Origin of the sequence: Nocardia sp. NPDC059236, assembly GCF_042754085.1 — a bacterium.
In the GTDB taxonomy this organism is placed as follows: Bacteria; Actinomycetota; Actinomycetes; order Mycobacteriales; family Mycobacteriaceae; genus Nocardia.
In genome coordinates this window covers 285065-307416 of sequence record NZ_JBHZAF010000001.1, presented here as the reverse complement: position 1 = coordinate 307416, position 22352 = coordinate 285065, and the positions used below count along the sequence as shown (strand labels likewise).

The 22352-nt window shown below is 64.6% G+C and carries 24 protein-coding genes, 1 tRNA gene and 1 pseudogene; 11 read left to right on the top strand and 15 right to left on the bottom strand.

The genetic code is table 11. The annotated features are described in order from the left end of the window. The first annotated feature begins 22 nt into the window (after window positions 1–22). From ACFXIV_RS01645 to ACFXIV_RS01635, 3 genes and pseudogenes are all read left to right on the top strand, one after another. On the top strand, window positions 23–679 hold the full coding sequence (locus ACFXIV_RS01645; protein WP_379395424.1) for a TetR/AcrR family transcriptional regulator: 657 nt from the start codon (window positions 23–25) through the stop codon (window positions 677–679). 45 nt (window positions 680–724) lie between these two features. After that, entirely contained in the window at window positions 725–1207 is a 483-nt protein-coding gene (locus ACFXIV_RS01640) for a nuclear transport factor 2 family protein (protein ID WP_379395426.1), read from the top strand. Between the two features lie 123 nt (window positions 1208–1330). Beyond that, window positions 1331–1690, top strand: a pseudogene (locus ACFXIV_RS01635) (nuclear transport factor 2 family protein); the annotation flags it as partial. 141 nt (window positions 1691–1831) lie between these two features. On the opposite strand, the gene ACFXIV_RS01630 reads toward ACFXIV_RS01635, so the two are convergent. Both ACFXIV_RS01630 and ACFXIV_RS01625 read right to left on the bottom strand, forming a co-directional pair. Continuing rightward, on the bottom strand, window positions 1832–3196 hold the full coding sequence (locus ACFXIV_RS01630) for a serine hydrolase domain-containing protein (protein WP_379395428.1): 1365 nt from the start codon (window positions 3194–3196) through the stop codon (window positions 1832–1834). 8 nt (window positions 3197–3204) lie between these two features. Then, window positions 3205–3453, bottom strand: a complete 249-nt coding sequence (locus tag ACFXIV_RS01625) for a hypothetical protein (RefSeq protein WP_379395430.1) — start codon at window positions 3451–3453, stop codon at window positions 3205–3207. Between the two features lie 185 nt (window positions 3454–3638). Between ACFXIV_RS01625 and ACFXIV_RS01620 the strand changes: the two genes are divergently transcribed. After that, window positions 3639–4568 carry a helix-turn-helix domain-containing protein gene (locus ACFXIV_RS01620; RefSeq protein WP_379395432.1) on the top strand — a complete coding sequence of 310 codons (930 nt, stop codon included), beginning with the start codon at window positions 3639–3641 and terminating at the stop codon, window positions 4566–4568. Between the two features lie 434 nt (window positions 4569–5002). Here ACFXIV_RS01620 and ACFXIV_RS01615 read toward each other — a convergent pair whose 3' ends face one another. After that, the gene (locus ACFXIV_RS01615; protein ID WP_379395434.1) at window positions 5003–5839 is read right to left on the bottom strand and encodes a DUF6585 family protein; all 837 of its coding nucleotides are present in this window, start codon (window positions 5837–5839) and stop codon (window positions 5003–5005) included. Window positions 5840–6301: 462 nt separating this feature from the next. Here ACFXIV_RS01615 and ACFXIV_RS01610 point away from each other — a divergent pair, with 462 nt between their 5' ends. Continuing rightward, window positions 6302–6700: a hypothetical protein gene (locus ACFXIV_RS01610; protein WP_379395436.1), complete on the top strand. Its 399-nt coding sequence runs from the start codon at window positions 6302–6304 to the stop codon at window positions 6698–6700. Between the two features lie 8 nt (window positions 6701–6708). Here the strand turns inward: ACFXIV_RS01610 and ACFXIV_RS01605 are convergent. From ACFXIV_RS01605 to ACFXIV_RS01595, 3 genes are all read right to left on the bottom strand, one after another. Continuing rightward, window positions 6709–6783: transfer RNA gene (locus ACFXIV_RS01605), tRNA-Val, on the bottom strand. 244 nt (window positions 6784–7027) lie between these two features. Further along, the gene (locus ACFXIV_RS01600) at window positions 7028–7930 is read right to left on the bottom strand and encodes a hypothetical protein (protein WP_379421197.1); all 903 of its coding nucleotides are present in this window, start codon (window positions 7928–7930) and stop codon (window positions 7028–7030) included. A 165-nt stretch (window positions 7931–8095) separates the two neighbouring features. After that, window positions 8096–8293 (bottom strand): hypothetical protein, encoded by a 198-nt coding sequence (locus tag ACFXIV_RS01595; RefSeq protein WP_379395440.1) that lies wholly within the window; start codon window positions 8291–8293, stop codon window positions 8096–8098. Between the two features lie 100 nt (window positions 8294–8393). Between ACFXIV_RS01595 and ACFXIV_RS01590 the strand changes: the two genes are divergently transcribed. Both ACFXIV_RS01590 and ACFXIV_RS01585 read left to right on the top strand, forming a co-directional pair. Further along, a complete protein-coding gene (locus ACFXIV_RS01590; RefSeq protein WP_379395442.1) occupies window positions 8394–8696 on the top strand; it encodes a hypothetical protein in 303 nt (100 codons plus the stop codon). Between the two features lie 174 nt (window positions 8697–8870). Continuing rightward, window positions 8871–9089 (top strand): hypothetical protein, encoded by a 219-nt coding sequence (locus ACFXIV_RS01585; RefSeq protein WP_379395444.1) that lies wholly within the window; start codon window positions 8871–8873, stop codon window positions 9087–9089. Window positions 9090–9147: 58 nt separating this feature from the next. Here the strand turns inward: ACFXIV_RS01585 and ACFXIV_RS01580 are convergent, their stop codons facing one another. Beyond that, on the bottom strand, window positions 9148–9480 hold the full coding sequence (locus ACFXIV_RS01580; RefSeq protein ID WP_379395446.1) for a hypothetical protein: 333 nt from the start codon (window positions 9478–9480) through the stop codon (window positions 9148–9150). Between the two features lie 118 nt (window positions 9481–9598). Here ACFXIV_RS01580 and ACFXIV_RS01575 point away from each other — a divergent pair, with 118 nt between their 5' ends. Then, entirely contained in the window at window positions 9599–10630 is a 1032-nt protein-coding gene (locus ACFXIV_RS01575; protein WP_379395448.1) for a putative zinc-binding metallopeptidase, read from the top strand. Between the two features lie 87 nt (window positions 10631–10717). On the opposite strand, the gene ACFXIV_RS01570 is transcribed toward ACFXIV_RS01575, so the two are convergent. From ACFXIV_RS01570 to ACFXIV_RS01560, 3 genes are all read right to left on the bottom strand, one after another. Continuing rightward, the gene (locus ACFXIV_RS01570) at window positions 10718–11158 is read right to left on the bottom strand and encodes a type II toxin-antitoxin system VapC family toxin (RefSeq protein ID WP_379395450.1); all 441 of its coding nucleotides are present in this window, start codon (window positions 11156–11158) and stop codon (window positions 10718–10720) included. Then, window positions 11155–11379 carry a ribbon-helix-helix protein, CopG family gene (locus tag ACFXIV_RS01565; RefSeq protein ID WP_379395452.1) on the bottom strand — a complete coding sequence of 75 codons (225 nt, stop codon included), beginning with the start codon at window positions 11377–11379 and terminating at the stop codon, window positions 11155–11157. Before ACFXIV_RS01565 ends, ACFXIV_RS01570 begins: the two co-directional genes overlap by 4 nt. Before the next feature lie 73 nt (window positions 11380–11452). After that, window positions 11453–12694, bottom strand: a complete 1242-nt coding sequence (locus ACFXIV_RS01560) for a cytochrome P450 (protein WP_379395454.1) — start codon at window positions 12692–12694, stop codon at window positions 11453–11455. A gap of 365 nt (window positions 12695–13059) precedes the next feature. Between ACFXIV_RS01560 and ACFXIV_RS01555 the strand changes: the two genes are divergently transcribed. Continuing rightward, window positions 13060–13284, top strand: a complete 225-nt coding sequence (locus tag ACFXIV_RS01555; protein WP_379395456.1) for a hypothetical protein — start codon at window positions 13060–13062, stop codon at window positions 13282–13284. Window positions 13285–13333: 49 nt separating this feature from the next. On the opposite strand, the gene ACFXIV_RS01550 is transcribed toward ACFXIV_RS01555, so the two are convergent. The 5 genes from ACFXIV_RS01550 to ACFXIV_RS01530 form a co-directional block, all read right to left on the bottom strand. Further along, a complete protein-coding gene (locus ACFXIV_RS01550) occupies window positions 13334–14452 on the bottom strand; it encodes a BTAD domain-containing putative transcriptional regulator (RefSeq protein ID WP_379395458.1) in 1119 nt (372 codons plus the stop codon). Between the two features lie 153 nt (window positions 14453–14605). Further along, a complete protein-coding gene (locus ACFXIV_RS01545; protein ID WP_379395460.1) occupies window positions 14606–14758 on the bottom strand; it encodes a hypothetical protein in 153 nt (50 codons plus the stop codon). After that, on the bottom strand, window positions 14755–15633 hold the full coding sequence (locus ACFXIV_RS01540; protein ID WP_379395462.1) for a serine/threonine-protein kinase: 879 nt from the start codon (window positions 15631–15633) through the stop codon (window positions 14755–14757). The genes ACFXIV_RS01545 and ACFXIV_RS01540 overlap by 4 nt, the downstream gene beginning before the upstream one ends. Before the next feature lie 204 nt (window positions 15634–15837). After that, entirely contained in the window at window positions 15838–16404 is a 567-nt protein-coding gene (locus ACFXIV_RS01535) for a hypothetical protein (RefSeq protein WP_379395464.1), read from the bottom strand. 387 nt (window positions 16405–16791) lie between these two features. Further along, window positions 16792–17034 carry an MbtH family protein gene (locus tag ACFXIV_RS01530; RefSeq protein ID WP_379395466.1) on the bottom strand — a complete coding sequence of 81 codons (243 nt, stop codon included), beginning with the start codon at window positions 17032–17034 and terminating at the stop codon, window positions 16792–16794. Between the two features lie 2933 nt (window positions 17035–19967). Here ACFXIV_RS01530 and ACFXIV_RS01525 point away from each other — a divergent pair. Both ACFXIV_RS01525 and ACFXIV_RS01520 read left to right on the top strand, forming a co-directional pair. Beyond that, window positions 19968–20765, top strand: a complete 798-nt coding sequence (locus ACFXIV_RS01525; RefSeq protein ID WP_379395468.1) for a hypothetical protein — start codon at window positions 19968–19970, stop codon at window positions 20763–20765. A gap of 1031 nt (window positions 20766–21796) precedes the next feature. Beyond that, window positions 21797–22111 carry a hypothetical protein gene (locus tag ACFXIV_RS01520; protein WP_379395470.1) on the top strand — a complete coding sequence of 105 codons (315 nt, stop codon included), beginning with the start codon at window positions 21797–21799 and terminating at the stop codon, window positions 22109–22111. Window positions 22112–22352 lie beyond the last annotated feature (241 nt).

The window sequence follows — 22352 nt, the reverse complement described above, 5'->3', positions numbered from 1 at the left end:
ACTGGTCGGATACACTGCGGAGGTGACAGCAACAACGCCACCGGGCGGTCGAACAGCCACGCGCGGACGCATCGACAAACGCCGGGCGATCCTGGAGGCGGCCTTCGTGGTGTTCGCCCGCCGGGGCTATGCGCAGGCGTGCGTGCAGGAGATCGCCGAGGAGGCCGGTGTCGCCAAGCCGACCATCTACAACCACCTCAACGACAAGGAGACCCTGTTCCGGCAGACGCTGGCCGCGGTCGCCGACAAGGTGCTGGCCGAAAGCCTGTCCGTGGTCGACCGTTTGCGCAGTCCGGGCCCGGACCTGCGCGCCACCCTCGAAGATGTCGCCTACCGATTGATCCGTCTGTGCTGCACGGATCGCTCGCGGGCGCTGCGCTGGCTGACTTACGCCCAGATCGTCCAATTCCCCGATCTGATCGACATTGTCGTGAACCGCACCTCGGTGCAACTGGCCGAAACCCTCGCCGATCGGATCGCGCGGCTGTCGCTGTCGGGCCACCTGCGGGCCGCCGACCCGGCGATCGCCGCCGAGCAGTTCCTCATGTTGATCACCGGCCCGATGGAGGGCCGTTCCCGCCTGGGCACCCGCAAGGTGCCCACCGCCGAGATGCGGGCCGTCGCGACAGTGGCGGTCGATACCTTCCTGTGCGCGTACGGGCCTCGGGAAGATCGGTGAACCGCTCGGCACCTTGATATCCCTCGGCACGACCAAGGATCGACCGTGACCGCAATACCCGACGACCTGCTCGCGACCATCGCCGCCGAGCGGGCGATCTTCCAGACGTTCTTTCGCTTCTTCCGGATCGCCGATTCGGGCGAATGCGAACGCTTCAACGAATGTTTCACGCCCGACGCGGTGATCGAGTACCGGATCATGCCGGGCCCGGTCACCCGTTTCGAGGGGCGCGACGAGTTCACCGCGTACATGACCCAGGTTCCCGAGGACAAGCGCAGCCCGGTCGCGCATGTCATCGGTCAGACGCACATCGACTGGACCGGTGGGCAGCCGCTGCTCACCGCATATGCCACGGTGTGGCACTGGTCTTCGCCCGCCGCGTACTCCGATTACGACCGGCCGGCGGACTGGACCGTCATCGGCCTGATCCGGGATAGATTCGAGAAGTTCGACGGCGAATGGCTGATCTCGCACCGCGACGTCCGGCCCGTCTCCGGACGCACCGCAGCCGGAGCGGTCCCGCACTGAAACCTACGGGCGAACCGTAGGTTCTGCTCCGGGCTGTTGTGACCGGTTATCCACTCGTGCAAAGGTTTTCGAGAGCCGGGCAGGGACACCGGCGGCGCGAACGGATCGAAAGGCATCGCCGAAATGTCGGACAACCTGGAGTTGATCGAGCAGGTGAAACGGCTCACCGAGCGCCTCGGAACCTTGGAGAACCAGCACTCACTGCGCACCCTGCGCCACCGGCTACCCCGCCGCATCAATGACGGCCAATGGCATCGCGTCGGCGAATTGTTCAGCGAGACAGCCTTTCTCGACTATGGCGAGCTGGGCCGCGCCGAGGGTCGACCGGCGATCGAACGGTACTTCGCGGGTCTTCCGGAGCTGATCGAGAACAGCGGTCCGGCGTCGGGGGCGCTGGTCAAGCAGTTCGTGCACGCGCACGACGTCCAGATCGAGGGCGATCGGGCGACCGGGGTGTCGTTCTTCGAGGAGAAGGTCGTCTTCGACACCGAAAGCACCATGGTCGCAGGCAAATTACTACTCGCCGACCTATCTGCTCGGCCAGCGCGCCCAGGACCTCGAGCGTGTGCAGCATGCCGACGGCACGGAGCCAGGGCGGCAGGGGTATTCAATCTTGTTCGGAGGTCAATCCAGTCGTGGGCTCACCCGGCAGTTGGTGTGGAGGTATCCCGCAGTGCCGTTGGTGAAGTCGTAGATCGCTACCGTCTGAGTGTCCTCCAACGGATCCGCCGGTGGCATCAGGAAATGTGTCTCGCTCACCGGGAGCAGCTTGTATCTGATGCGGTCTGGTTTCTGGAGAAACTCGGCCTGCATTGGGTCGAGGACCAGGGTCAGGTGCAGCGTTCCGTGTTCGGCTGACACCTCGTAGCGTGCGCCGGGTCGCTCGTAGATGCCCTCGTATCTGGACAGGTCGAGTGCCAGCGTCGTGTCCGGTAGGGGCAGGTCCGGGATGGTGACCATGCCGAGGTCGGTCAGGATCTCGTTGAACACCTTGCGGTAGAAGCTTTCCCGCGGGCCGCCGTTGGTCAGCATGACGATGGCGGTGTTGGAGTCCGGCAGGAGCCGGAGCCTGGCGTTCTGACCGATCGTGCTGCCGTCGGTGGCGTAGACGGTTTCGCCGTGCCAGTCACACACGATGAGCCCGAGCGCCCATTCCGGCCCGAGCATGTAGGGATCCGGTACGGGCACCCGCGAGCACATCATCTCCCGGATGCTTTCGGCCGAAACGATGCGCTTTCCGTTCGGCGCCACGCCCTCGTTGAGCAGAACGTACCCCATCGTGAGCACTTCCCTGGTTGTGGAGGTGATGTGCCCGCCAGGGCCGAAGGCACGCGGCAGGTAGTCGATCGGGGTGAGGATGGGGCCCTCGTCCAGGGAACGGATCAGATGCCCTGTCGCGGCCCGGGTTTCGTCCACCTGCTCGCGCCGGCTGCTCGTACTGGTCAGGCCCATGGGATCGAACAGGCGATCCCGCATGACATCGTCCCAGCGTTTGCCGTCGAGCACCTCCAGGATCCGCGCGAGAATGGCGTAACCCAGCGCCGCGCTGTAGCCATGGGTGTGACCGAGCGGGAACACCTGCGGCGCGTCGGTGATGTAGGCGACCATGCGCTCGTAGACGTCGTCGTCCTCGCCGGGATCGCCGTAGGCTTCCTCGATGCCGTTGGTGTGGTTCAGCAGGTGACGAGCAGTGACCTTGGCGCTCGTCTCGGGATCGGCCACGGTGAAACCGGGCAGGTAGGTCCGTATCGGTTCGTCCAGATCGGCTTTCCCCTCGTCGACGAGCTGCCTGAAGGCCAGTGCGGTCCACGTTTTGGTCATGGAGCCGCATTGGTAGAGGGTGTCGGGCATCGCCGGTTCCCGGGTTTCCACGTTTCTGACGCCGACCGCGAATTCGGCGATCTCTCCGTCGTGGAGCACACCGATCGCGGCGCTCGGGATTCCGTACTCCGCGAGGAGTGCGGTGACCCGGGCTTGAAGCCGTGACATGTCGACTGTCATCGCGGGAGACCGACTGCGTTCGCGGCGTCCGCTTCGAAGTACTCCGTCGTGGCGTAGGCACCGGCGTGTGTCTCGAAGAAGTCCCGGACACCCTCGATCGAGTCGGCGGTGATGATGTTCACCGCCTTGGCGCCGTCCTTGCTCGCGACTGCCACCTTCCAGGTGGCGCCCTCGGGGAGCTTGGCGTGTGCCTTCTTCAGGCCACCCCAGAACTTGCCGTCGTCCGAAACGGTCGACACGGCCATCACGTGCATTGTCAGGTCCTCTCTTTCCAGATGAGAAAAAGCTACGTTGCGTTTCAATCACCGTCAACGAAAGGCTGGACAAAATCCGAGATAGACGCCAATCGTTGCAATAGAATTGTCAATAAATGCAACTATCTTGAGCTTGTCGTTGCAATGTACTGTGGATGAACGCAAGGACAGGAGGTATGCCGGTGCCAGGAGGCAGACTGACCCATACGGACCGCCGCCGCATCGCGGCGTGGCTGGCCGACGGGCTCGGATACGCCGAGATCGGCCGCCGGCTAGGCCGACCGACCTCAACGATCAGTCGCGAGGTCGAACGCAATGGCACACCCGGCGACTACTCGGCCGAGCACGCGCAGCAGGCCGCTGGCGACCGCGCCCGCCGCCGCAAACCGGCCCGGCCCGCCGCATCCACGATCGACGCGCAGCCGCCCGCGGCGGTACGCGGCTTCGTGGACCGGTTCGCGACCCTGCTGGCCGCGACCGGCCTTCCCCGGATGACCGCGCGGGTGTTCGTTCGCCTACTCACCGCCGACGCCGACGGGCTGACCGCAGCCGACCTGGTGCGCGAGCTACAGGTCAGTCCGGCGTCGGTATCCAAGTCCATCGGCTACCTCGAGGCCATGGAACTGGTGGTGCGCCAACCGGATTCGGGTGGTCGCCGCCAGCGATACCTCATCGACGACGACGTCTGGCTCCGGGCGTGGCAGGCCGACACCGGCGCACACGGCGAGATAGCGATCGCCGCACAGCAGGGCATCGAGATCTTCGGTGCCGACACCACCCCTGGCGCCCGCCTCGCCAAGATGGGCCAGTTCTTCGCCCGGCTCAGCGAGCAGATGCGCGGCAGCCGCCTCGCCGAGACCCTCGGCTACGACGCGCTGACCGTGCTCGCAGCCCTCGTACACGCCGGTCGACCGCTCGACCTGAGCGCGCTGGCCACCGCGCTCGACTGGCCCCAGGACCGCACCATCGCAGCCCTCGACGCGATCCAACGTCAACCAGCTGTCGCTGATCCCTTCCTCCTGCAAGCCATCGGGCCCACGACGTACACCCTCACCACGAGACCCGACCGCCTGAGCCCGGCACAACGCGAAGCACTCGAGGAATGAGCAGGCGAGCTGCTTCAGTGCATCGTCGACTTCAGCGCGACGCCGCATGGAGCTTCAGCGACCGCGGAAAATCGCTCGCACATCGGCATCATGGCGCGTTCGGCCGGCCTCGGATGGCCACGGCCAGTTGATCTTCCGCCGATCCCCTTGCTGTCTCTACCAGTCGCCGGCGTTCAGCCATAACCGGGAACATGCTGCCAAGCAACGCATTCCGGAATCCAAAGCACGCCTGCGGGCCGCTTAGCGTGACTTTTCGCGTCACTGGCCCTCACGGGCCAAGTCACCGCTACCTGGATCCGCTTTGCCGCAGGTCCCCGACCACGAGGGCCGTTAGGCTGGGAACCCCCGACTGGCGACACTTGATCAGGCGAGCCCACCAATAGCTACCACCAGATTTCTCGAACTGATTCCCGGCGGCCGTGTCACCTGCGCTTTCACGATGATTCATCGCGGAGGTGATTCGCCAGTGCGATCAGTAGCCGATAGTTCGGAACCGATTCGAGGGCGGCGCCATTCAACGGCCGCCAGGTTCCTGCGATGATGACGCCGACGCGGCCGGTATCGACGGACACCCCCTCGATACTGGCCCGGTCGATGGTTTGGCAGTCGGCGGAGATGCCTGACTTGGCGAGTTGAACGGGGCCGAAGTCGAGGGTCTGCCCGGCGTCGAGTGCCACGGTCGCGGCATCGAATCGGGCCTCGACAATTCCGTCTTGAATCGCAGGAGCCCAAATCTCCGGCTCGGTGTATCCGCCGCGCAACCAGAAGTCGGTGGCGAAGTAGCCGGTGAGCGGAAAACGTTGTCCCACACTATCGGTGAGGTTGCCGGTGTACTGTCTCGGCCGCCCCTTTCCGCGCCGGAATGCGTCGGCCGGATACTCCGCGGCAACGAGGTAGGCGAGTGTGGCGTCGAAGCGCGCGGTATGGAGGACGCCGCGCTCGCCCACCACGACCACGCCACGCTCATACAGCGCCAACCGCGCGTGCCGGTCGGCGAAGCCAGACCGGCTGCGGGAACGCGCGATCAGCGGCAGACCCAACACGACGACAAACCAGATCGCCCACCAGCCTACGACCGCGGTGCCGGCCGCGAACCCCCACGCCCCTGCGATGACAATCCACAGCCCGCCCCACAGGAGGTAACCACGCCATGGAACCGGCGGAATCCGCCACGGATAGGTTGCCACCCACTTGCCGAGATGCGCTCCGGTGGCGGCCTTTTCGATCGCTGCAACCGTCTGTGAATCCGACTCGGCCTTCGGCTCGGACACGGCCGCTCCTCTCCGTCGTTCCGGCCGACGCTACCGCCGCGCCGCGTGCCGTGCGCGGTGTTCCTCAGCCCCGAGCCGAGGCGGCGGGCGATCGTCCCGCAGGCGGTAGTCTTCATCACCGATGCCGTCCACCGCCCAGGACCAGAACGCGTGGTCCTCGGTATGGTTGAGCAGTAACGGTTTCCCGGTGTCAGGGTTTTCGACCCAGACGTTGCCGGGGCTGGCGTGGGGCGATGAACCCTTGTGAAGGTGTTGCCCGCGACGGTGAACGACTGCCGGGGCACGGTCTGGGGGGATTCCTGTGGAATCGATCCGCGCCTGGTTTTGGGAACAGACAAAGATCAACGCACACCGCCTCCACCCAACTCTCACCGTCGTCAGCCTTCCCGATGACCGGATCGGCATTCCGCTGCGATCAAGCGGCTTCCCCTACAGGGCTGCCCAACCCGCCGACTGAGCGACGTGACACCCGAACGGGACTGGGACTTTTCACCGATTCCGGAGCAAAGGATCCAGCTCCAGACCCAACGCAAACGGCTCGAAGCCGGGCTCACGAACACCTCCGAAGAGCTCACCATCGGCGCGGGAGTGCTCCGTCACGCCTTGGACCTCGTTGCCGACCCTTACGTCCTGTACCGCGACGCCAGCACCGACGTCCGCCGCCTGCTCAACGAAACCTTCTACCAACGCTTCTACATCGACGATCATCAGGACACCATCGAACCGACGATCAGCGACGAGAAAACCGACCTGTTCGCCGCCCTCCATCAAGCCGGCCGCGCCTGCACCAGTCCCCCACCGCACAGAAAGCAGAAAGGGGCTTACTCGAACCAGCGAGCGGACGCTGGTTGGTTCGAGTAAGCCCCTTATGGTGGTTCTAGCTGGGATCGAACCAGCGACCCCTCGCGTGTGAAGCGAGTGCTCTCCCGCTGAGCTATAGAACCGTAGCTCGTCGCTCGAGGCGACTGTCCGGCTCGGGGTCTCCCCCGCTCCGGCTGAGAGAACATTAGCGCGTCCACCCACCGTCATGCCAAATCGGGTGCACCATCGCTCGCTGCGGCGCGCGTTAGCTGGCTCGGTCGGTGTCGGCCAGCGCGTCGAATTCCGCTGCAGTGAGGGCGATTTCAGCGGCAGTGACGTTGTCTTCGACGTGGGCGACCATTGCCAGATCCGCAGGAGCGAGCGGCGCTAGGGTGAATCGAACAGCTCGGCGACCGCGGCCACCGTGACAGCCCGGGTCAGCCAATCCGACAGCCGCTCCAGATCAGCGCATGCCAGAATCCGCTCACGGGCAGCCTCGTCAACCTCGATCCCCCGAGCGGCCAGAACCGTGAGAATCGCCGAAGCCTCCCCCTCGGCCTTGCCTTCCGCCCGACCTTCCGCCACGCCCTGGGCCTTGCCTTCCGCATGACCGATCGCCTGGTGGCGCCGGGCGAATTCGCTCTCCCACTGGTAGTTCTCGACCGAAATCGACATGATGGCCTCCAGCTCGATACGGGCTGCCTCAGGCAGTCGCGCGCTGATGTAGTCATAGTAAATCAGGCCCCTCTCGGGCCCGAAGGTCTCGAGCGCCCGCAGCACCATCTCTAGTACTGGGCGCCGCGACTCGTCTTGCACATGCCCGGGAGCCGACAGCAGCACCAGTTCGGGCCATTCTCGCGCTTGGTCCGGGTCGGTGACCGGTCCCAACCGCCCCGGCCAGTACGTGATCGGCGTGAAGACGAAACCCGGATGGCCGGTGTGGATCGGTTGTCCGACAGCCGCCGCGACTCGCTCGATCGGACAGTAAGCCAGCAGCACCACCGGACACCCCAACCGCTTGCGCAGGTTGGTCACATACTCGGGCCAGCTCGACCGGATCCGCGCGAGGTCGTCGGCGGTGCAGGTGTTCTGCACCTCCTGGATGATCGCGTACTCGGGCCGCTGCGGGTTGCCGCCGACCAGGGCGACATCCAGGTGCAGCTCGAGCGGTCCGAGGACGGTCACCGTCTCCGGACCCAACCGCCAGCACGTGTCCTCTGGAACGGGTAGGCCGAAGACGTCACGGGCCACTTTCGCGGCCAACTCCGGTCGCTCCCGGAACAGTTCCAACGGCACCTCGTGGTTGTTCGACGGCATGACGCGGACGATAGGGCCATCCCCGCGGCGGCACGCCCTGAATGCGCATCCGATGACCGCCCAGTCCGATCCCCGCGTGTCCGTGCCCGAGACGAATCTGCCTGTTGCACAGGAATGCTGCGCTATTCGAGTTCACTACTACACCGTCGGCGTCGAGGCCTCCGAGACCGCCTCGAAATCGCCGATACCTGGGCGCCAGGTGATCTCGGGCCGCGACACCGCACTCGCGGACCGCTTGCCCACGGCGACCGCGCCCTCCGAAAAGCCCGGCGCCAGGGTAATCGTCTGCACTGGTGGGGCATTCGCGGGCAGCGGTCCGGTCGCATGCCGAAACACGCCCGTATTTTCCTGGATACATGGCGGCGCCTTCGGCCGGTGTACTTTGCCAGGGTTACGTGCCCGAGCGATCGGGTGCAGATTCACCACGGAGGATCCAATGAAGTTGCGTATTGCTGGAGTACTCGGCGCTGCCGCGGTGGCCGGGATGGTGGCGGTGCTGGTGCCCGCGACCGCGGGCGCGTCGACCGGCACCCTGGTCTCGAACGGCAGGGTTCTCGTCAACCCGTCCGGTTGTGTCCGGATAAAGCTCACCGACCTGGACACGACTACCGTGACGAACTCGACCGACCAGGACGCCACCTTCTACGCCAGCATCGACTGCTCGGGCGATCCGATCGGCACCGTGGCGGCCGGAGCGGCCGGCACGCCCCCGATGGCGGGCAGCTTCTCCATCAACTGACGAGTGCGCGCCTGGCCAGTGCATCGCGCCTGGCCAGGCTTCGGTTCCCCATGACCCTCACCGCTCGAGCCGGGGCGCCGAGGGCGTGAAGACGACCTGGTGCCGTTTGACCGACGCCGAGGCGGGTACGCGAATACGAAACAGATCGCGGCATACACCCGGAGGTCGAGAACCGTGGAAATCGCAAAAGGAACGCGTCTGGTCCCCATCCACGACACCGCGCTCGGCGCTTCCATTCAGGTCACAGCGGTGCGACACAACCCGATTCCGTACGCGGAGGTTCGACCTATCGGTGGCGGCCGGGTGTGTGCGGTATCGCTCAGCGATCTGCAGCGTGATTTCCGCATTCTGCGCAAAAGCGTTTCGGCCGAGAATGATTCGACCGACGGATAGCTCCTCGCCTCTGGGTCAGTCCGCCATCTCAACACCACATCGCTGCACCGGGTCAGACTCAATACCGCGGCGGCCCGGCTGGACGCCAGACGATCGGCTCGTCGATGTCGGTCGTCACCGTCGTTCGCCTGCGTCGTTCCAGGACGATGAGCGCGGCGCCGCTGACGAGGCCGACGACGGCCAGGGTCGTCCCGACCAGGCCCAGGGTCGGCCGATGCAGCCAGAGGGCCAGGAACGCGACGGCAGTGGCGAGGACGCCGAAGAACATCAACGCGAAGCCCGCCCAGTTCCGGCTGTCGGCCAGCACCTCTCCCTGCTGCAGCTGCGTCGCGCGGGAAAGATCCGCAGCGCCGTCGAGCGGCGGAAACTCCGACGCTCCTTCCGTGGTCATTGTCGATACCTCACATCCGGCCCGGGCGACACGCCCGACGCCTGCTCTTCGGGGGTACCCGCAGCCAGGGGTCCGAACGAAGAAGGCGGGAGCAGAAGGTACGACTGGAAGGAATCCCTTGCGAGACTTCACGTGTGGTCGGTGCGGACAGCGATTGTCGTTCGAGAATTCGGTCTGCCTGAGGTGCGGCGGGGCACTGGGGTTTCACCTGCCCAGTCGCACCCTGCTCGTCCTCGATACGCGCGGGACGACCACTGTTGACGGTCAGCGCTGGCGGACATGCGGCAATCTGCAGCGCGCCCGGTGCAATTGGCTGGCCCCAGCGGCAACCGGGGCCGGCGGTGAATTGTGCCGTTCGTGCCGGTTGACCCGAACCCGGCCCGCGGACGACAACTCCCCGGCGCTGGCCCAATTCGCCGAAGCCGAGACGAGCAAGCGGCGGGTGATCTTCGAGCTGAACGAACTCGGGTTGCCGATCGTCGGGCGAGACGAGGATCCCGACCACGGCCTGGCTTTCGATCTGTTGTCCAGCGCGGGTGAGGAGGTGACGACCGGCCACCACAGCGGGCTGATTACGCTGGACCTCGCCGAAAGCGACGATGTGCACCGCGAACGACTCCGCGTATCGATGGACGAGCCATACCGGACACTCGTGGGCCACTTCCGCCACGAACTCGGCCACCACTACCAGCAGGTTCTGGTGGGCGACGGCCTGCGGGAGCCGAGATTCGTAGCACTGTTCGGCGACCCCGACGAGGACTATGTGGCCGCACTGGACCGGAACTATCGGATCGGCCCGCCACCGGACTGGCCGGATCGGTTCGTCTCCTCGTATGCCGCAATGCATCCCGTCGAGGATTGGGCCGAGACCTTCGCCCACTACCTCCACATCCGTGAAACCCTCGATACCGCAGCATCATTCGCGATGACCTCGGCAAGCACCCGATCAGAAGTGCGGCTACCCGCCAACACCGGTTTCGATCGTCTCATCGAGCACTGGCTGCCACTGTCATGGGCCCTCAACCAGGTCAACCGGTCGATGGGCCACCCCGACCTCTATCCCTTCGTCCTGGCCCCGGCGGCACTGGACAAGATGCGATTCATCCACGAGTTGATCGGCCGCGCAACAGCTTCGGTAAACCGGACATAGCCGCCCGAAACCATCCACGCCGAATCGACGCTGGACGGCCTCCAACGATCCCACCGAGCCAAGGGCCCCGCTCGACCCGCATCGCTGCTACCCAGCGAAGTCATCTGGGAGGATCTGGAAGGCAGAGTAGCGGCCCAACGGCCGGAGCGTGCGAAAGTCCCTGCGGTCCAACGTCAAGATCCGATCGGTGTCGAAGTGGTCGGCCAGCACGACGCAGGTCGCATCGACGATATCGAGATCGAGGTCGTAGTATGCCGAACGCAACTCCAGAGCCGAACGCAACTGTGCGGCACCGATTTCCCCGAGCACAATACGAGTAACTGCGATACGGTCGGCCAGTTTGCCCAGCACTGCATCGGCGACCTTCCGGCCGGCACGGACGCTCGCCACATGATGCACCTCGGTCAGCGCCAGCGGGCTCACCACCAGAGCGCTCGCGGCATCCGCCGCCCGTCGGACCGCGAAATGCTCGGGATCGGACCGATTGAACAACGCGAGCAAGCCCGAAGTATCCGCGACGACAATCATGCGGGCCGATTCATCGCATCGTGGATATCGTCCTTGCCGATTGGACCACCCATATCGAAGGTGTCCTCATCGTCGACCAGCGGCTCCTCCCAGCGACGATGCCGCATGAGGTACTCCCGAACCGCGTCCCGGGTGATCTCGTGCTTGGAGCGCCCTTCGGTCTCGGCTTGCGCCTCGAGCGCAGCCTCTTCATCGGCGGGAAAACGCATCGTCCAGGCCACAGCGTGATGATACTACGTGTGATACCACCGCGGGGGGAAGAAGGCGGCAAGCACCCGGTGACACCCGCAGCTCTCACATCTCGGGCAGCGGCGGCGAGGGTGTGAAGACGACCGGGAGGGCGGTCAGGGCGCGATGGAACGGTCCTGGCCGCCAAGACAATTCGGGGGCCGGGACCGCCAGCTGGATTTCCGGGAGGGCGTCGAGCAGCTGGTCGACGGCCTCCTGGGCGATCAGATAGGCCAGCGAATTGGCGGGGCAGGAGTGCGGGCCCGCACCCCAGGCAAGATGCGAACGGTTACCCGCCAGCTCCTTGTCGCGGATGGCCGGATCGGTATTGCAGGCCGCCATGCTGATGACGACCGGTTGGTGCGCGGGCAGCCAGTGGTCGTCCAGCAGAACGGGCCGGGGCGGAAAGCTGATGCAGAAGTTCGCCATCGGGGGATCGTCGAAGAGCACCGCGTCGAGCGCGTCCCGGGTGGACAGGCTGCCGCCCAGGGCACTGCCGCGGAACCGGTCGTCCACCAGGAACAGCAGCAGCGTATTGGCGATCAGATTCTGCTGCGGCTCGATACCCGCGCCGTAGAGCGTGGCCAGCTGGTGCACCATTTCGGTCTCGCTCAGATCGGCGGGATGCCGGAGCATGCGGGTGGTGACGTCGTCGCCCGGGTGCGCTCGTTTGTACAGGGTCAGCCGCAGCAGAGCGTCCACGAGCAGTTTGTTGCCCTGTTCCGCGCCGACGCCCTCGAAGATGGCGCGAAAACCCTCCGCCGCCTGCCCCGCGATGTCCACCGGGCAGCCGAACAGGTGGTTGAGCACCCGGAATGCCAGCGGAAAAGCGTAGTCGCGCACCAGATCTGCCGACCCGGACGTACAGAACGTATTGATCAGCGACACCGCGACCCGTTCCACCGTGCCCTGCAGACCGTACTGATCGATTCCGGCCAGCCCGGCGGTATTGATCCGCCGGTACCGCGCGTGCTCGATTCCCGCATTACGCAAGGCATTCGGCCGCCACTGCATCATCGGCAGGGCCGGACAGTCGGCGGGAACCCCTGCCTGCCACTCCCGTGGATCGGCGGGAAAACGGTCCGGATCGTTGAGAATCCTTACCGCCGTGCGATATCCGAGCACCAGTGTGGCCGGCACCCCGGGCGCCAACTCCACCGGAGCCAACGCCCCGAACTTGTCCCGCATCTCCCGATAGACCCGGTGTGGGTCGGCCGCGAACTCCGGCGTGTAGATGGGCACCCGCGCACCGGCGGCATCGACTACCGCGGCATACCGGCCGCCGACGGTCGGCACTGACTCTGACATCGAACCCACTCCACATACTGCGCAGCACTCCACCGACGCCCGACACCGCACGTCCCGGACCCGGACCGAGGTGTCACCCTACCGACGCGAGCGCTCCCCCGTGTGCCCATCGCGCTCTTTTCCGCGCGGCGTGTTCGACCGGGGGAATCCGGCCGGGTTCGACGAAATCATTGACAAGGGTGATCCGGCGTCGCAGGCTTTACGAGGCGCAATTGTTGTCTAGACAGTTGCTGCGGTATCCGGTTGTCAGTGATCGTCGCCGGAGCGGCGGGGAGAGCTGCACAGCGCACGGAGATTCGGCGGACGCGGTGTCATCCGCGTCCGATCTCATAGTTCGGACGGAACCTACCAATGCGGAGGTTGAAATGTCTGATCGCAAGGGCCGAAAACCCAGCCAGACGGCAAACAAGGCCAAGCAGGGCATGAAGGACCAGGGCCAGCGCATGGAACGTGACGTGGACCGTTTGGCCGACGACGCCAAGCGCGATATGGACCGGGTGGGCGACGGCATGAAGCGAGAAGGCCAGCGGGCGCGGTCGGACATGGAGGACCGAACCAAGGAGATGAAGCGGAAACTGCAGCACCACTAGCACTGCCGTTTGACGATGGCCGGTCCATCGGAGATCTCCGATGGACCGGCTATTCCACCAGCTCGAAGACGAAATCGCTGGTGCCGATCCGGATTTCGTCACCATCGGACAGCACGGCGCTGTCGCTGATCCGCTCACCGTGCACGAACACCCCGTTGGACGATCGCAGGTCGCGGATCACGAAGCTCAGGCCGGTGTCCACGATGACCGCGTGATGGCGGCTGACCTTGCCGTGCGAGAGCACCAGGTCGTTGTCCGGCAGACGTCCGATGCACAGCGCTGTGGACCCGAGGCGGATGATCTTCCCGGTGTCGTCGCGAAGCTGGGCGGTTGCCGACGGCGAACGCTCGTCGATGATCGTGACCGCCACCGCGGCGGTCGCGGCCGCGGCCTCCTGCGCGGGCAGCGGCTCCTGCCGCAGTATCCGGCCCTCGAGCTCCTGTAGCTGGCGGCTCGGATCGATGCCCAGCTCGTCCGCGAGCGCGCTGCTCAGCTGCCGGCAGGCGCCCAGCGCATCGGACTGACACCCGCACAGATAGAGCGCCGAGATCAGCTGGCACCAGAGGGGTTCGCGCAGCGGGTGCTCGGCGGCCAGGGTCATCAGTTCCGGCGTGATCTCCTGCGCCCGGCCCCGGGCGATCTCCGCTTCCGCGCGGGCGGTGAGGGCGATCAGCCGTTCTTCCTCCAGCGCGGTGGCGAACGAGTCCGCGAAGGACAGCTCACGCAGGTCGGCGAGCGCCGGGCCATGCCATTCGTCGAGGGCTGCGGTGAAATGGTCGGTCGCCTCATCGAAGCGTCGATCGGCCATCGATCGAAGACCGAGCGTCTTCTCGGCCAGGAATCGACCCAGATCGCAGGACCGGTCGTCGATGGTGAGCCGGTACCCCGGTGCGACCGTGGCGAGGACGGCTCGGGGATCGATTCCGGCGTCGCGCAACAACTTCCGCAGGGTGGAGATCACCACCTGTATGCCGGCCCGGATGTCCGACGGGAGTTCCTCGCCCCAGGCCGCCTGCGCGAGCGCCTCCACCGAGACCGCTCGGCGGCGGTTGATGACCAGCATCGCGAGCACGGCGCGCTGCCGGGGCCCGCCGAGCCCCTGCTCGATCCCGTCGATCGTCATCCGCAACGGGCCGAGGAGCCGGAATCGAAGACGTTCGCTGGGCATGCTCTGTCCGCTCCGAGGATTGCCGCTGGGCCGCACCCGCATGATCAAGTCGATTATCCCTCGCCGAGCAGCGAACCGGGGGCGCCTGCATCGGTGCAGCGCCCCCGCTCACTCGCCGGCCGGAGGTACGTCGACGATTCTGCGTGGCGACGACTACACGCCGTCGGCGCCGCCGACACCGTCGAACGGGATGCCATCCAGCCCCTGATCGTCGGGCGAGAGACTGTTGTCCGGGTTGTCGTAGTTCCACCCGGAGTCGGAGCCGGTGACCTCGACGCCGTAGATGTACTGGTCGAAGGTGGTCACGTCGTTGTCGTCACCGCACACGATGTGGATGTCGTAGACGCCCGGCGACAGGCCGTCCAGCCCGCTGAGGGTGTACTCGGCGACCGGTCCGAAAAGGCCGTCGAAACTGGTGTCCTGAATCTGGCCGTTCTATCGAACGCCGCAGGAGTTCCCGGATGCACAACGCTGGGACGCGGAATCGGTTCGAACAGATCGTCACTGATCCCCGCCTCCGCACTGCCACTGGAGTACGGGCGGGTGCCGGTGAGGCATTCGTGGAGAACACACGCCAGTGAATAGATGTCAGCTCGGCCGGTGATCTCATTGTCCTGCAAGACTTCTGGAGCCTCGTTGCCAGAGACTCCTGCCCGGGTGTCCCTGTCGGTCGATCCGGAACGAGCGACCGAGCGGCCGATACCGAAGTCGACCAGATAGGCGAAGTCGTCGTCGCCGACAAGGATATTGGCGGGCTCGACGTCGCCGTGGATCAGCCCATCGGCATGCGCTGCGTCCAGTGCCGCCGCAACCTGACCGACCACGGCCACCGCGGTGACAGCATCCATCGGGCCGTGCCGGGCGATCAGCGTTCCGAGGTCGTCACCGCGAACCAACCGCCGATCGATGTAGAGCAATCCGTCGATCTCGCCGAAGTCGTGAATCGGGACGATATGCGGTTCCTGCAAACGTGCCGCGAGACGTGATTCGCGGCGAAATTGCTCCCGGTAGCGGGAATCGGCGGCCAGGTCTCCAGACACCAGCTCGAGCGCAACCGTGCGGTCTTTGACCGTGTCATACGCCTCGTAGACGTCCCCCACACCACCGAGCCCGAGCAGCCTTTTCAGCTGGTAGTGCCCGAATGTCGTGCCTACCCGCGAGCCCGCCGGCGACTGGCTCATGCCGATATGCCTGCCTCCCGGAAGGTTGCAGGGACGTCACCGCCTACTTGCGATACCCGACCATAGCCCGCCGACGCCGCCCGCGGCGACGATCCGCTCGGCCGAATCAGCGCCCACGGCTCAGCCTTGGACCAACGCCGCCGAAAGCCGAAAAGGGCCTCATCTTCACCCTGAATTGGTGAAGATGAGGCCCTTCTGGTGGACCTAGGCCTGCAGCGGCGGCTGATCGGCGGGCAGGTTCGGTGTCGCGGGTTCCAGCGCACCTACAAGGGCACCCACCCCCGCCCCGACCGCGGAACCGACCACGGCCGCAGGGATCGCGAACACTGCGGCACCGATGGCAGCGCCGATGACCGGTACGACCACCAAGCCCGCCGGGAGGAAGGGAATACCGGCAATGAAACCGGCGACGGCACCGACCATCGCACCGGTGGAGGTCAACGGGCTGGAAACTATCCCCGCCACCACATTGCCTGCAAGTGCACCGGCGAGAGCGTCGGCGGCCATGCGGTCCGACCGCGTCGGCGCGAATCCGACCGAGTCGAATCCCTGGGCCAGCATGGCCTCCGTCTGCCCGTAGGAGTCGTTGATCCCGTCGGTGAACCCAGGGTCGACCCAGTCCGGCCGTCCGACCGAAACTGAGCCGATGCGAATGGTCCCGTCCGGAGCCTGGATCGGCGCGACGGGCGGGGCGAGAGCCGTTGGCAGGTGCAGACTGGACGGGTCGACCGGGGCGAGGCGGCCGTCAGGAACGGACCGCTTCCCGCTCATATCGTTGCGACTGGTCGCCGTTGGAGAATTGGTCGCATCCGCCGACGCCGCGGGGATCTCGAACAACGCCACCGACAATGGAACCGTCGCGAGGACCAGTAGTGATCCAGCACGCCCGAACCGCCTGGTCGAGCGAGCGAGATGCTGTCCTGCCATGAAAGACCTCTCTGTCGACTTCTGATGAGTTGTGCAAGAGATTCGAACGGCACGCCGGGCGGATACGGACGCCCAAGAACTGCTTGCGCCGATCGGCCATGCCTTGATCCCGCTTCATCACCAGAACGAGGGCATGACTGTGGCGAATCGGCGGCGCGAGACTCTCGTGGTCTGCGCCGACTGCCATGGCGCTATCGTCTTATCGCACGTATGCGCTAATTCGACCTCAGGTCAAGCCTCGGCGACCTGAGCTGCTGCGGCATCGGCGGATATCGACTGTCTCAGGGATTTCGGACGCATATCAGTCCAATTCTTATCGATGTATTCCATGCAAGCTTTTCGGCTGTCCTCACCGAACGCTCGATGCCACCCGCTCGGGATATCGGCAAAGCTTGGCCACAGGCAATACTGGTCTTCGTCGTTGATCAGAACGGAGAACCTGCCGTCTTCGTCATCGAATGGGTTAGTGCTCATTCTCGCCTCACAATTGCAGCATCGATTGCGTCGTGTAGCAGGTGGTCAGGAGCAAGACAATCATCCCTGGCGCGTACATGGCATGTACGCACCAGGGATGACTAGATCAAACCATCGTCATCTCTGTCCGCGCGAGTCGATACTTGCCGCAGATCATGCCTGCGAACTGCGCGGTGTTCCGTCACCGCGCGATGCACGGATGGGAACCGACCGGAAACCTAACCACCGTGGACCAGGACGTCAAGCACTGCCACATGACTGGCGTGTCACATGGATTGTTCGTGCAAAACGGACAAAGTCCGAACATTGGACATAGGGTGCCGACGATCCGCGCGTCCCGGCCGATCCGAAGTCTCGCGAGGCGCTGCTGGAGCCGGCCGCCGCCGTGTTCAACGCACTCCTCGCGATCACCGGGGCCGGTGAAGCCGGTTCATCGAGGCCGCGCAGCAATATGGCCATCGTCCAGCTAACACAATGGAATGGGTTTGACACTTGTCGATCCATCCCGGACGCAGGGCGACTGGCACGTTTGCCGGAATCCCAAGACCGAGGCTGCGGGCGTTTCGTCCGGATAGAGACGGTCACCAATCCGGCAAACAGGAAACCTTTCCTCTTTATCCATCAATTATCGCCCAATAGCTGTAATGTGGCGAATGATCCGCTATCCCCCTCAGGCGGATCCCGATGTTGTGGAACGAACGCCCTTCTGTGCTCCGCAACGTAGCGGTGGTGTCGTCTATCCCCGACACCACCGCTCGGGGGGAACATGTTCACCGATCGGGAGGCGTTGGACTTGGGAGGCGTTGGACTGTCGCGATGAGAGAGTGGTGGCCGAGGCTCGAATCGCGAGTCGGCAACCAATTCATCCGAGCCGGCCGTTACCGGCTGTTCCACTGATTCGCATGTCAACTCGAGAGTAAGTGTTTTGGGCAAGTCTTAGGTGCCGATTGCATGGACGGAGCGCAGTGTACGCCGAGCACGTAACATTCAACGATTTCCGGGTTGTCTGGGTTACCGAAAGATCTACCTTCATTGCCTACTGCGAACGCTATCCGGGACTGTTCGCCAAAGACCCCTGGTCAGCGGTGCGCGCTAGACGGAGTCTGGAGGACCTGGCACGCAATGTGCTGGTGTGCAGCGACCTTTCGTGAGTTCAGCACGGTGGTGCGCTTGGATCCGTCGAAATACGCCAAAGGGCACTTCATGCGGAAAAGGATTCCGATGCGACTACCGAATGACTCACCGTCGGAGACGTCGACATATCCCCTGGACAGCTTCGCCCATGTTCGGAGGCCGCTCGATGAAAGCCGTGATCTCATGAGCATTGTGATCCTCGCCGAGGTGATTTCCATCTGGACGCTTCTAGGCCTGTTATTCGGCTGGGTCATGATGGGTGGCAAACGCTGACGGCCATCGTACTGCGTCGACGGGATGGCCGTTGGTCCGCTTCGGCGCACGTACGTGTTGGAACCTACAAATATTCCAGGTAATCCGTCCTGATTGCCGCTTTGAGGACGGTCCGCAATCGGACAATTCGATCGAAACAACCCGGCTTGGTCGGATTCGCATCGAGATTGCACCGGCCGCCGCCTCGAGATTCAGCCGCAGAGCGCCGGGTCGGCGGCTGGACTCCCCAGTCGGCCTGACCCACGAGACCCGCCGGGAATTTCAAGGATTTGGCTTGACTTAATCCTGCAAATCCATGGCCAGCCACGACAGAACAGCTAGAGTCATCTGCTATGAATCCTGAGGGTGCTAACACGCGGGCGTGGCGACGTGCGCGGATGGACCGGAGGAACGGCAGCACGTGGGTGACAGCGAGAACGCAGCCGGTCGCAGATCTGATGTCGGCGCGCCTACGGAAGCGCCAGAGCTACCCGCCAGCCATCACGGTGATCTGCGATGGGTGTTGCTATTGCTCGGCGAGATCCGAGACGTCGGGGCGGGTACGGTCCGAATCCGTGAAAGAGCTGAACGCACTCGACGATTCCCGGTGGTCTAGTGAACTCGCTACAGTATTACCCTTCCGTCGCCCGATGCCGATGAACGATTGCCGATGAACGACGGGGCAGCAGAGGGGTCGCCACCGCCGGCCGTGGCAGCGAACAGCTCACCTGGCACCCGCGAGCACCAGCGAACTCCGGTATCTACGCAGATCGACAAGCCGACGATTGGGCCACCGAACGATCAAAAACAACCGTCTGGCTCAAATTTGCGACCTTCTGGATTCGAATGGACTTCTCGTACAAAGATGTCAAGATCAGATTCTGGCTGGAACAGAATTGCATGAGGTCTTCGCGGTGTCTTTGAACTCCACAATCGTGTGGTGGCACCCCTGGCCGAATCACCCCTGGCGTGCACCCTGACCAATATTTACATTTTGCCCGTTTTGCACGAATAAGCCACGTGACACGCCAGCATGTGACAATGCTTGACGTCCGAGTCCGCGGTGGATAGATTTCCGGTCGGTTCCCGTCCGTGCGTCGCTTACGGCCACGATTTCAGCGGTTGCCGCATACCGCGCGGTTCGCGGGCATGATCTGCGGGGGTGTCGACTCACACAGACGGAGAAGATGATAGCGGTGTTGATCCAGCCATGCTCCAAGCCATCTGCGACACGACGCGATCAATGCTGCAATTGTTCATCGGCAGGTCCAGTTGATTTTATCCGAACTTCTATAGTACAGAGCGGATGTAAGTATTCCATACAGGCGTTTCGGCTGTCCGCGCCGAACGCTCGCAGGTTACCGAGGCTTGACTCGAGGTCGAATTAAAACGTACGCGAGAGAATTACACTCGCCACCGGCAGTTGTGACGTAGTAGCTGAAATTCTCTTTCCATATGAAAGGCGATCTATGAGCACGGGCAAACATAGAGCCCCCCACCAGCCCCGATACAAATTGGCGTCGTTGGCCGTCGTGGGAGTAGTTCCGGTGACGTTGGGGCTGGCGGGAACCGAGCCCGCGAACGCCGCGCCCACTGAGAGCACCGAAGTGTCGCAGTCCGACCAGTCTCAACAGGACCAGCGTCTGGCCGACCCGTCTCGGCCCGGCCAGACTCAGCCTGAAGGATCGCAGCCTGACCGGCTCCAGGGCGAACAGCCTCGATCCGACCAGCCGGTGCAGTGGCCCGCGGCTGAAGCACCCAATGTGCATCCGTACCAGGGGCTTCGGATTCCAGATGACACGCTGAGTTCGCTGCAGTGGGCGCGGCCGATGCCGGAGAACAAGTACCTCGCTCCCTTGGGAGAGTTGCATGCGCCCGTGCCGGTAGCCCCGGTGCCGCCAATTGCGCCCCCGCCCGGCAAATTGCGCTTCGGTGACGTGCAAGTCGATTCACCGGAGTGGCTGAATCGTGAGCAGGCAATCCAGCTGAACGATGGCGCCGCCCAAGCCGAGGCGGCCACGGCGACCTTCCTCGACTCGATCGGAATGGAGCGCAGCCGGTCCGACCGCGTCGCAGGAGAAATCATTGGCGGCGCTGCGGTCGGCGTAACGGCAGGGGCAGTGGCGGCGAGCCCCTTCGGGCTGTTCGGTGGGGTCGTCGGCGGCATGATGGGCACGGCAATCGGCCTGCCATTTGCGCCGATCGGCCTTGCGGCGGTTCCCGTAGGAGCTGCTTACGGTGCGGCCCTCATGGAGGTTCCAATTGCTGCCATCGGTGCCGGCATAGGCGCATCTCTCGGTGCGGTGCATGCACTCAGCGCACCACCACGGACAATCGGGAACTGACACCCGATAGACGGCCCGTGGAACCGTTCGAAGGATTTGGAGAACCTGACCACACCGCATACACCGGCTGGATCCCGGCCTGCCGACCGCAGCGGTCGGTAATCGCGGAATGTGTGCTGTCATACGAGGATCGAACCGCCTCGAGCACGGCCTGGCACGGATAGGCCACCGCCAAAACCGCACCCGCGGACGCATTCACACCGTCCTGGCCTCCCGAAGCTGGAGCCCCGACCTCGGCGAGTCGCGTTCGCGGGTGACGTTTCGGTCCGCCCGCGTGCGCAGCAAGTTCACGACCCGGACGCTCGAGGCCGCCAGCGTCCTCACTCGCGCCGTCCTCGACGCGGCCGCCTACGGCTCACCTCGACTTCAGGGCGAAGTCGTCACCGCCGTGAAATTCCTGATCAGCGCATACGACCTGCGTGCAGGATCTCCAATCCGCAATCGGCGCATACGGATTGACCCTGCCTGCGCATGCCTCTCAATAGCCCGGAACCCCCGGGTTTCAGCCACGTAGGCGAGGTGGGCTGCAGTACATCGGCACTCGGCCCGTTGGGCTCTGCGAGCCGGTGCCGGCCACCGGCCGAGGGCGCGACTGCGACAGGGCGTGCGACTGCGGGTGTGTCCAGGAGGAGGTGCAGACGGGCGATGAAGGCGTCAAGGATCTCAATCGCGTAGTTAATTCCGAGATATCGCTGACCTTCCGTGCCTGGGCACTCTCGATTCGTGCCACCACCGCGGCATTCGGGCCGCTCCAGCGCAGGATCTCGATACGGTTCGGTGCGGGTGAGCCGATCGTGGAGCATGGCGGGAATCCGGGCGGGTTATCGCGCCGCATTCTCACTTCGGATCATCCGGCCGGGGTCACAGTGGACGGCTCCGGAAAAGGTGCCCCGCTTCGCCGACTCCGAGCGGTGCACCGTGCTCGACGGCCGGGTGGATCGGCCCGCAGGCTCTTCCTATCCACCCGGCCTGAGCAGCAATTGGACCGTCAAGGTGGAAATAGTCGCTCGAGGGGAAGTGCTGGAGTGCAGATGTTCATCACCGGCCGGGTCAGCCGCCGCGGCGGTGAGGCCCATGTCGTTATCGGTGCACCGCGGCCGGTCGCCGGGTGCGCCCACGGTGACAAGGTCTGCCGCGTCGAAATCCGCCACGCGGACACCATTGTCCGGCTGCACCCCCAGCCGGGGTCCATGCGGACGGCACTCGACAACGCGCTGTGTGAGGTCACCCGGCATCTGGGCATCGACCTACCGGGGTTGCTCGCACACGTCACGATCGGGCCCGCAGTGCCCGAGCCCCAGGTCGCACGGCGCCGTCGCGGACAGCGTCTAAGCACGCGTGCATGAACCTTTCGAACACCATCAGCGGAGGCTCGACACCGTACTCGAACATGTCGTGCCGGCCTGCTTCCGAAACTCCTCGATACAGTCCGAGCCGCCGGTGCCGAGGCCGTATTCGTGCCCAGCGCAGTGCATTTCGACGACGGCGAGGTGCCTGCACGGCTTGTCCGGTGACAACCGCCCGACACGCTCGGGCAGGGCAGCCGCATCTCGGCGTTGACAGCGAGGTCGCGTTTGGTTTGCTGGA

Coding starts and splice junctions, on each gene's coding strand:
- ACFXIV_RS01630 (WP_379395428.1), bottom strand. CDS start 3,196: ATGTCACGGCTTCAAGCCCGGGTCACCGCACTCCTCGCGGAGTACGGA.
- ACFXIV_RS01625 (WP_379395430.1), bottom strand. CDS start 3,453: ATGGCCGTGTCGACCGTTTCGGACGACGGCAAGTTCTGGGGTGGCCTG.
- ACFXIV_RS01620 (WP_379395432.1), top strand. CDS start 3,639: ATGCCGGTGCCAGGAGGCAGACTGACCCATACGGACCGCCGCCGCATC.
- ACFXIV_RS01590 (WP_379395442.1), top strand. CDS start 8,394: ATGAAGTTGCGTATTGCTGGAGTACTCGGCGCTGCCGCGGTGGCCGGG.
- ACFXIV_RS01580 (WP_379395446.1), bottom strand. CDS start 9,480: ATGACCACGGAAGGAGCGTCGGAGTTTCCGCCGCTCGACGGCGCTGCG.
- ACFXIV_RS01570 (WP_379395450.1), bottom strand. CDS start 11,158: ATGATTGTCGTCGCGGATACTTCGGGCTTGCTCGCGTTGTTCAATCGG.
- ACFXIV_RS01560 (WP_379395454.1), bottom strand. CDS start 12,694: ATGTCAGAGTCAGTGCCGACCGTCGGCGGCCGGTATGCCGCGGTAGTC.
- ACFXIV_RS01555 (WP_379395456.1), top strand. CDS start 13,060: ATGTCTGATCGCAAGGGCCGAAAACCCAGCCAGACGGCAAACAAGGCC.
- ACFXIV_RS01550 (WP_379395458.1), bottom strand. CDS start 14,452: ATGCCCAGCGAACGTCTTCGATTCCGGCTCCTCGGCCCGTTGCGGATG.
- ACFXIV_RS01540 (WP_379395462.1), bottom strand. CDS start 15,633: ATGAGCCAGTCGCCGGCGGGCTCGCGGGTAGGCACGACATTCGGGCAC.
- ACFXIV_RS01535 (WP_379395464.1), bottom strand. CDS start 16,404: ATGAGCGGGAAGCGGTCCGTTCCTGACGGCCGCCTCGCCCCGGTCGAC.
- ACFXIV_RS01530 (WP_379395466.1), bottom strand. CDS start 17,034: ATGAGCACTAACCCATTCGATGACGAAGACGGCAGGTTCTCCGTTCTG.
- ACFXIV_RS01520 (WP_379395470.1), top strand. CDS start 21,797: ATGTTCATCACCGGCCGGGTCAGCCGCCGCGGCGGTGAGGCCCATGTC.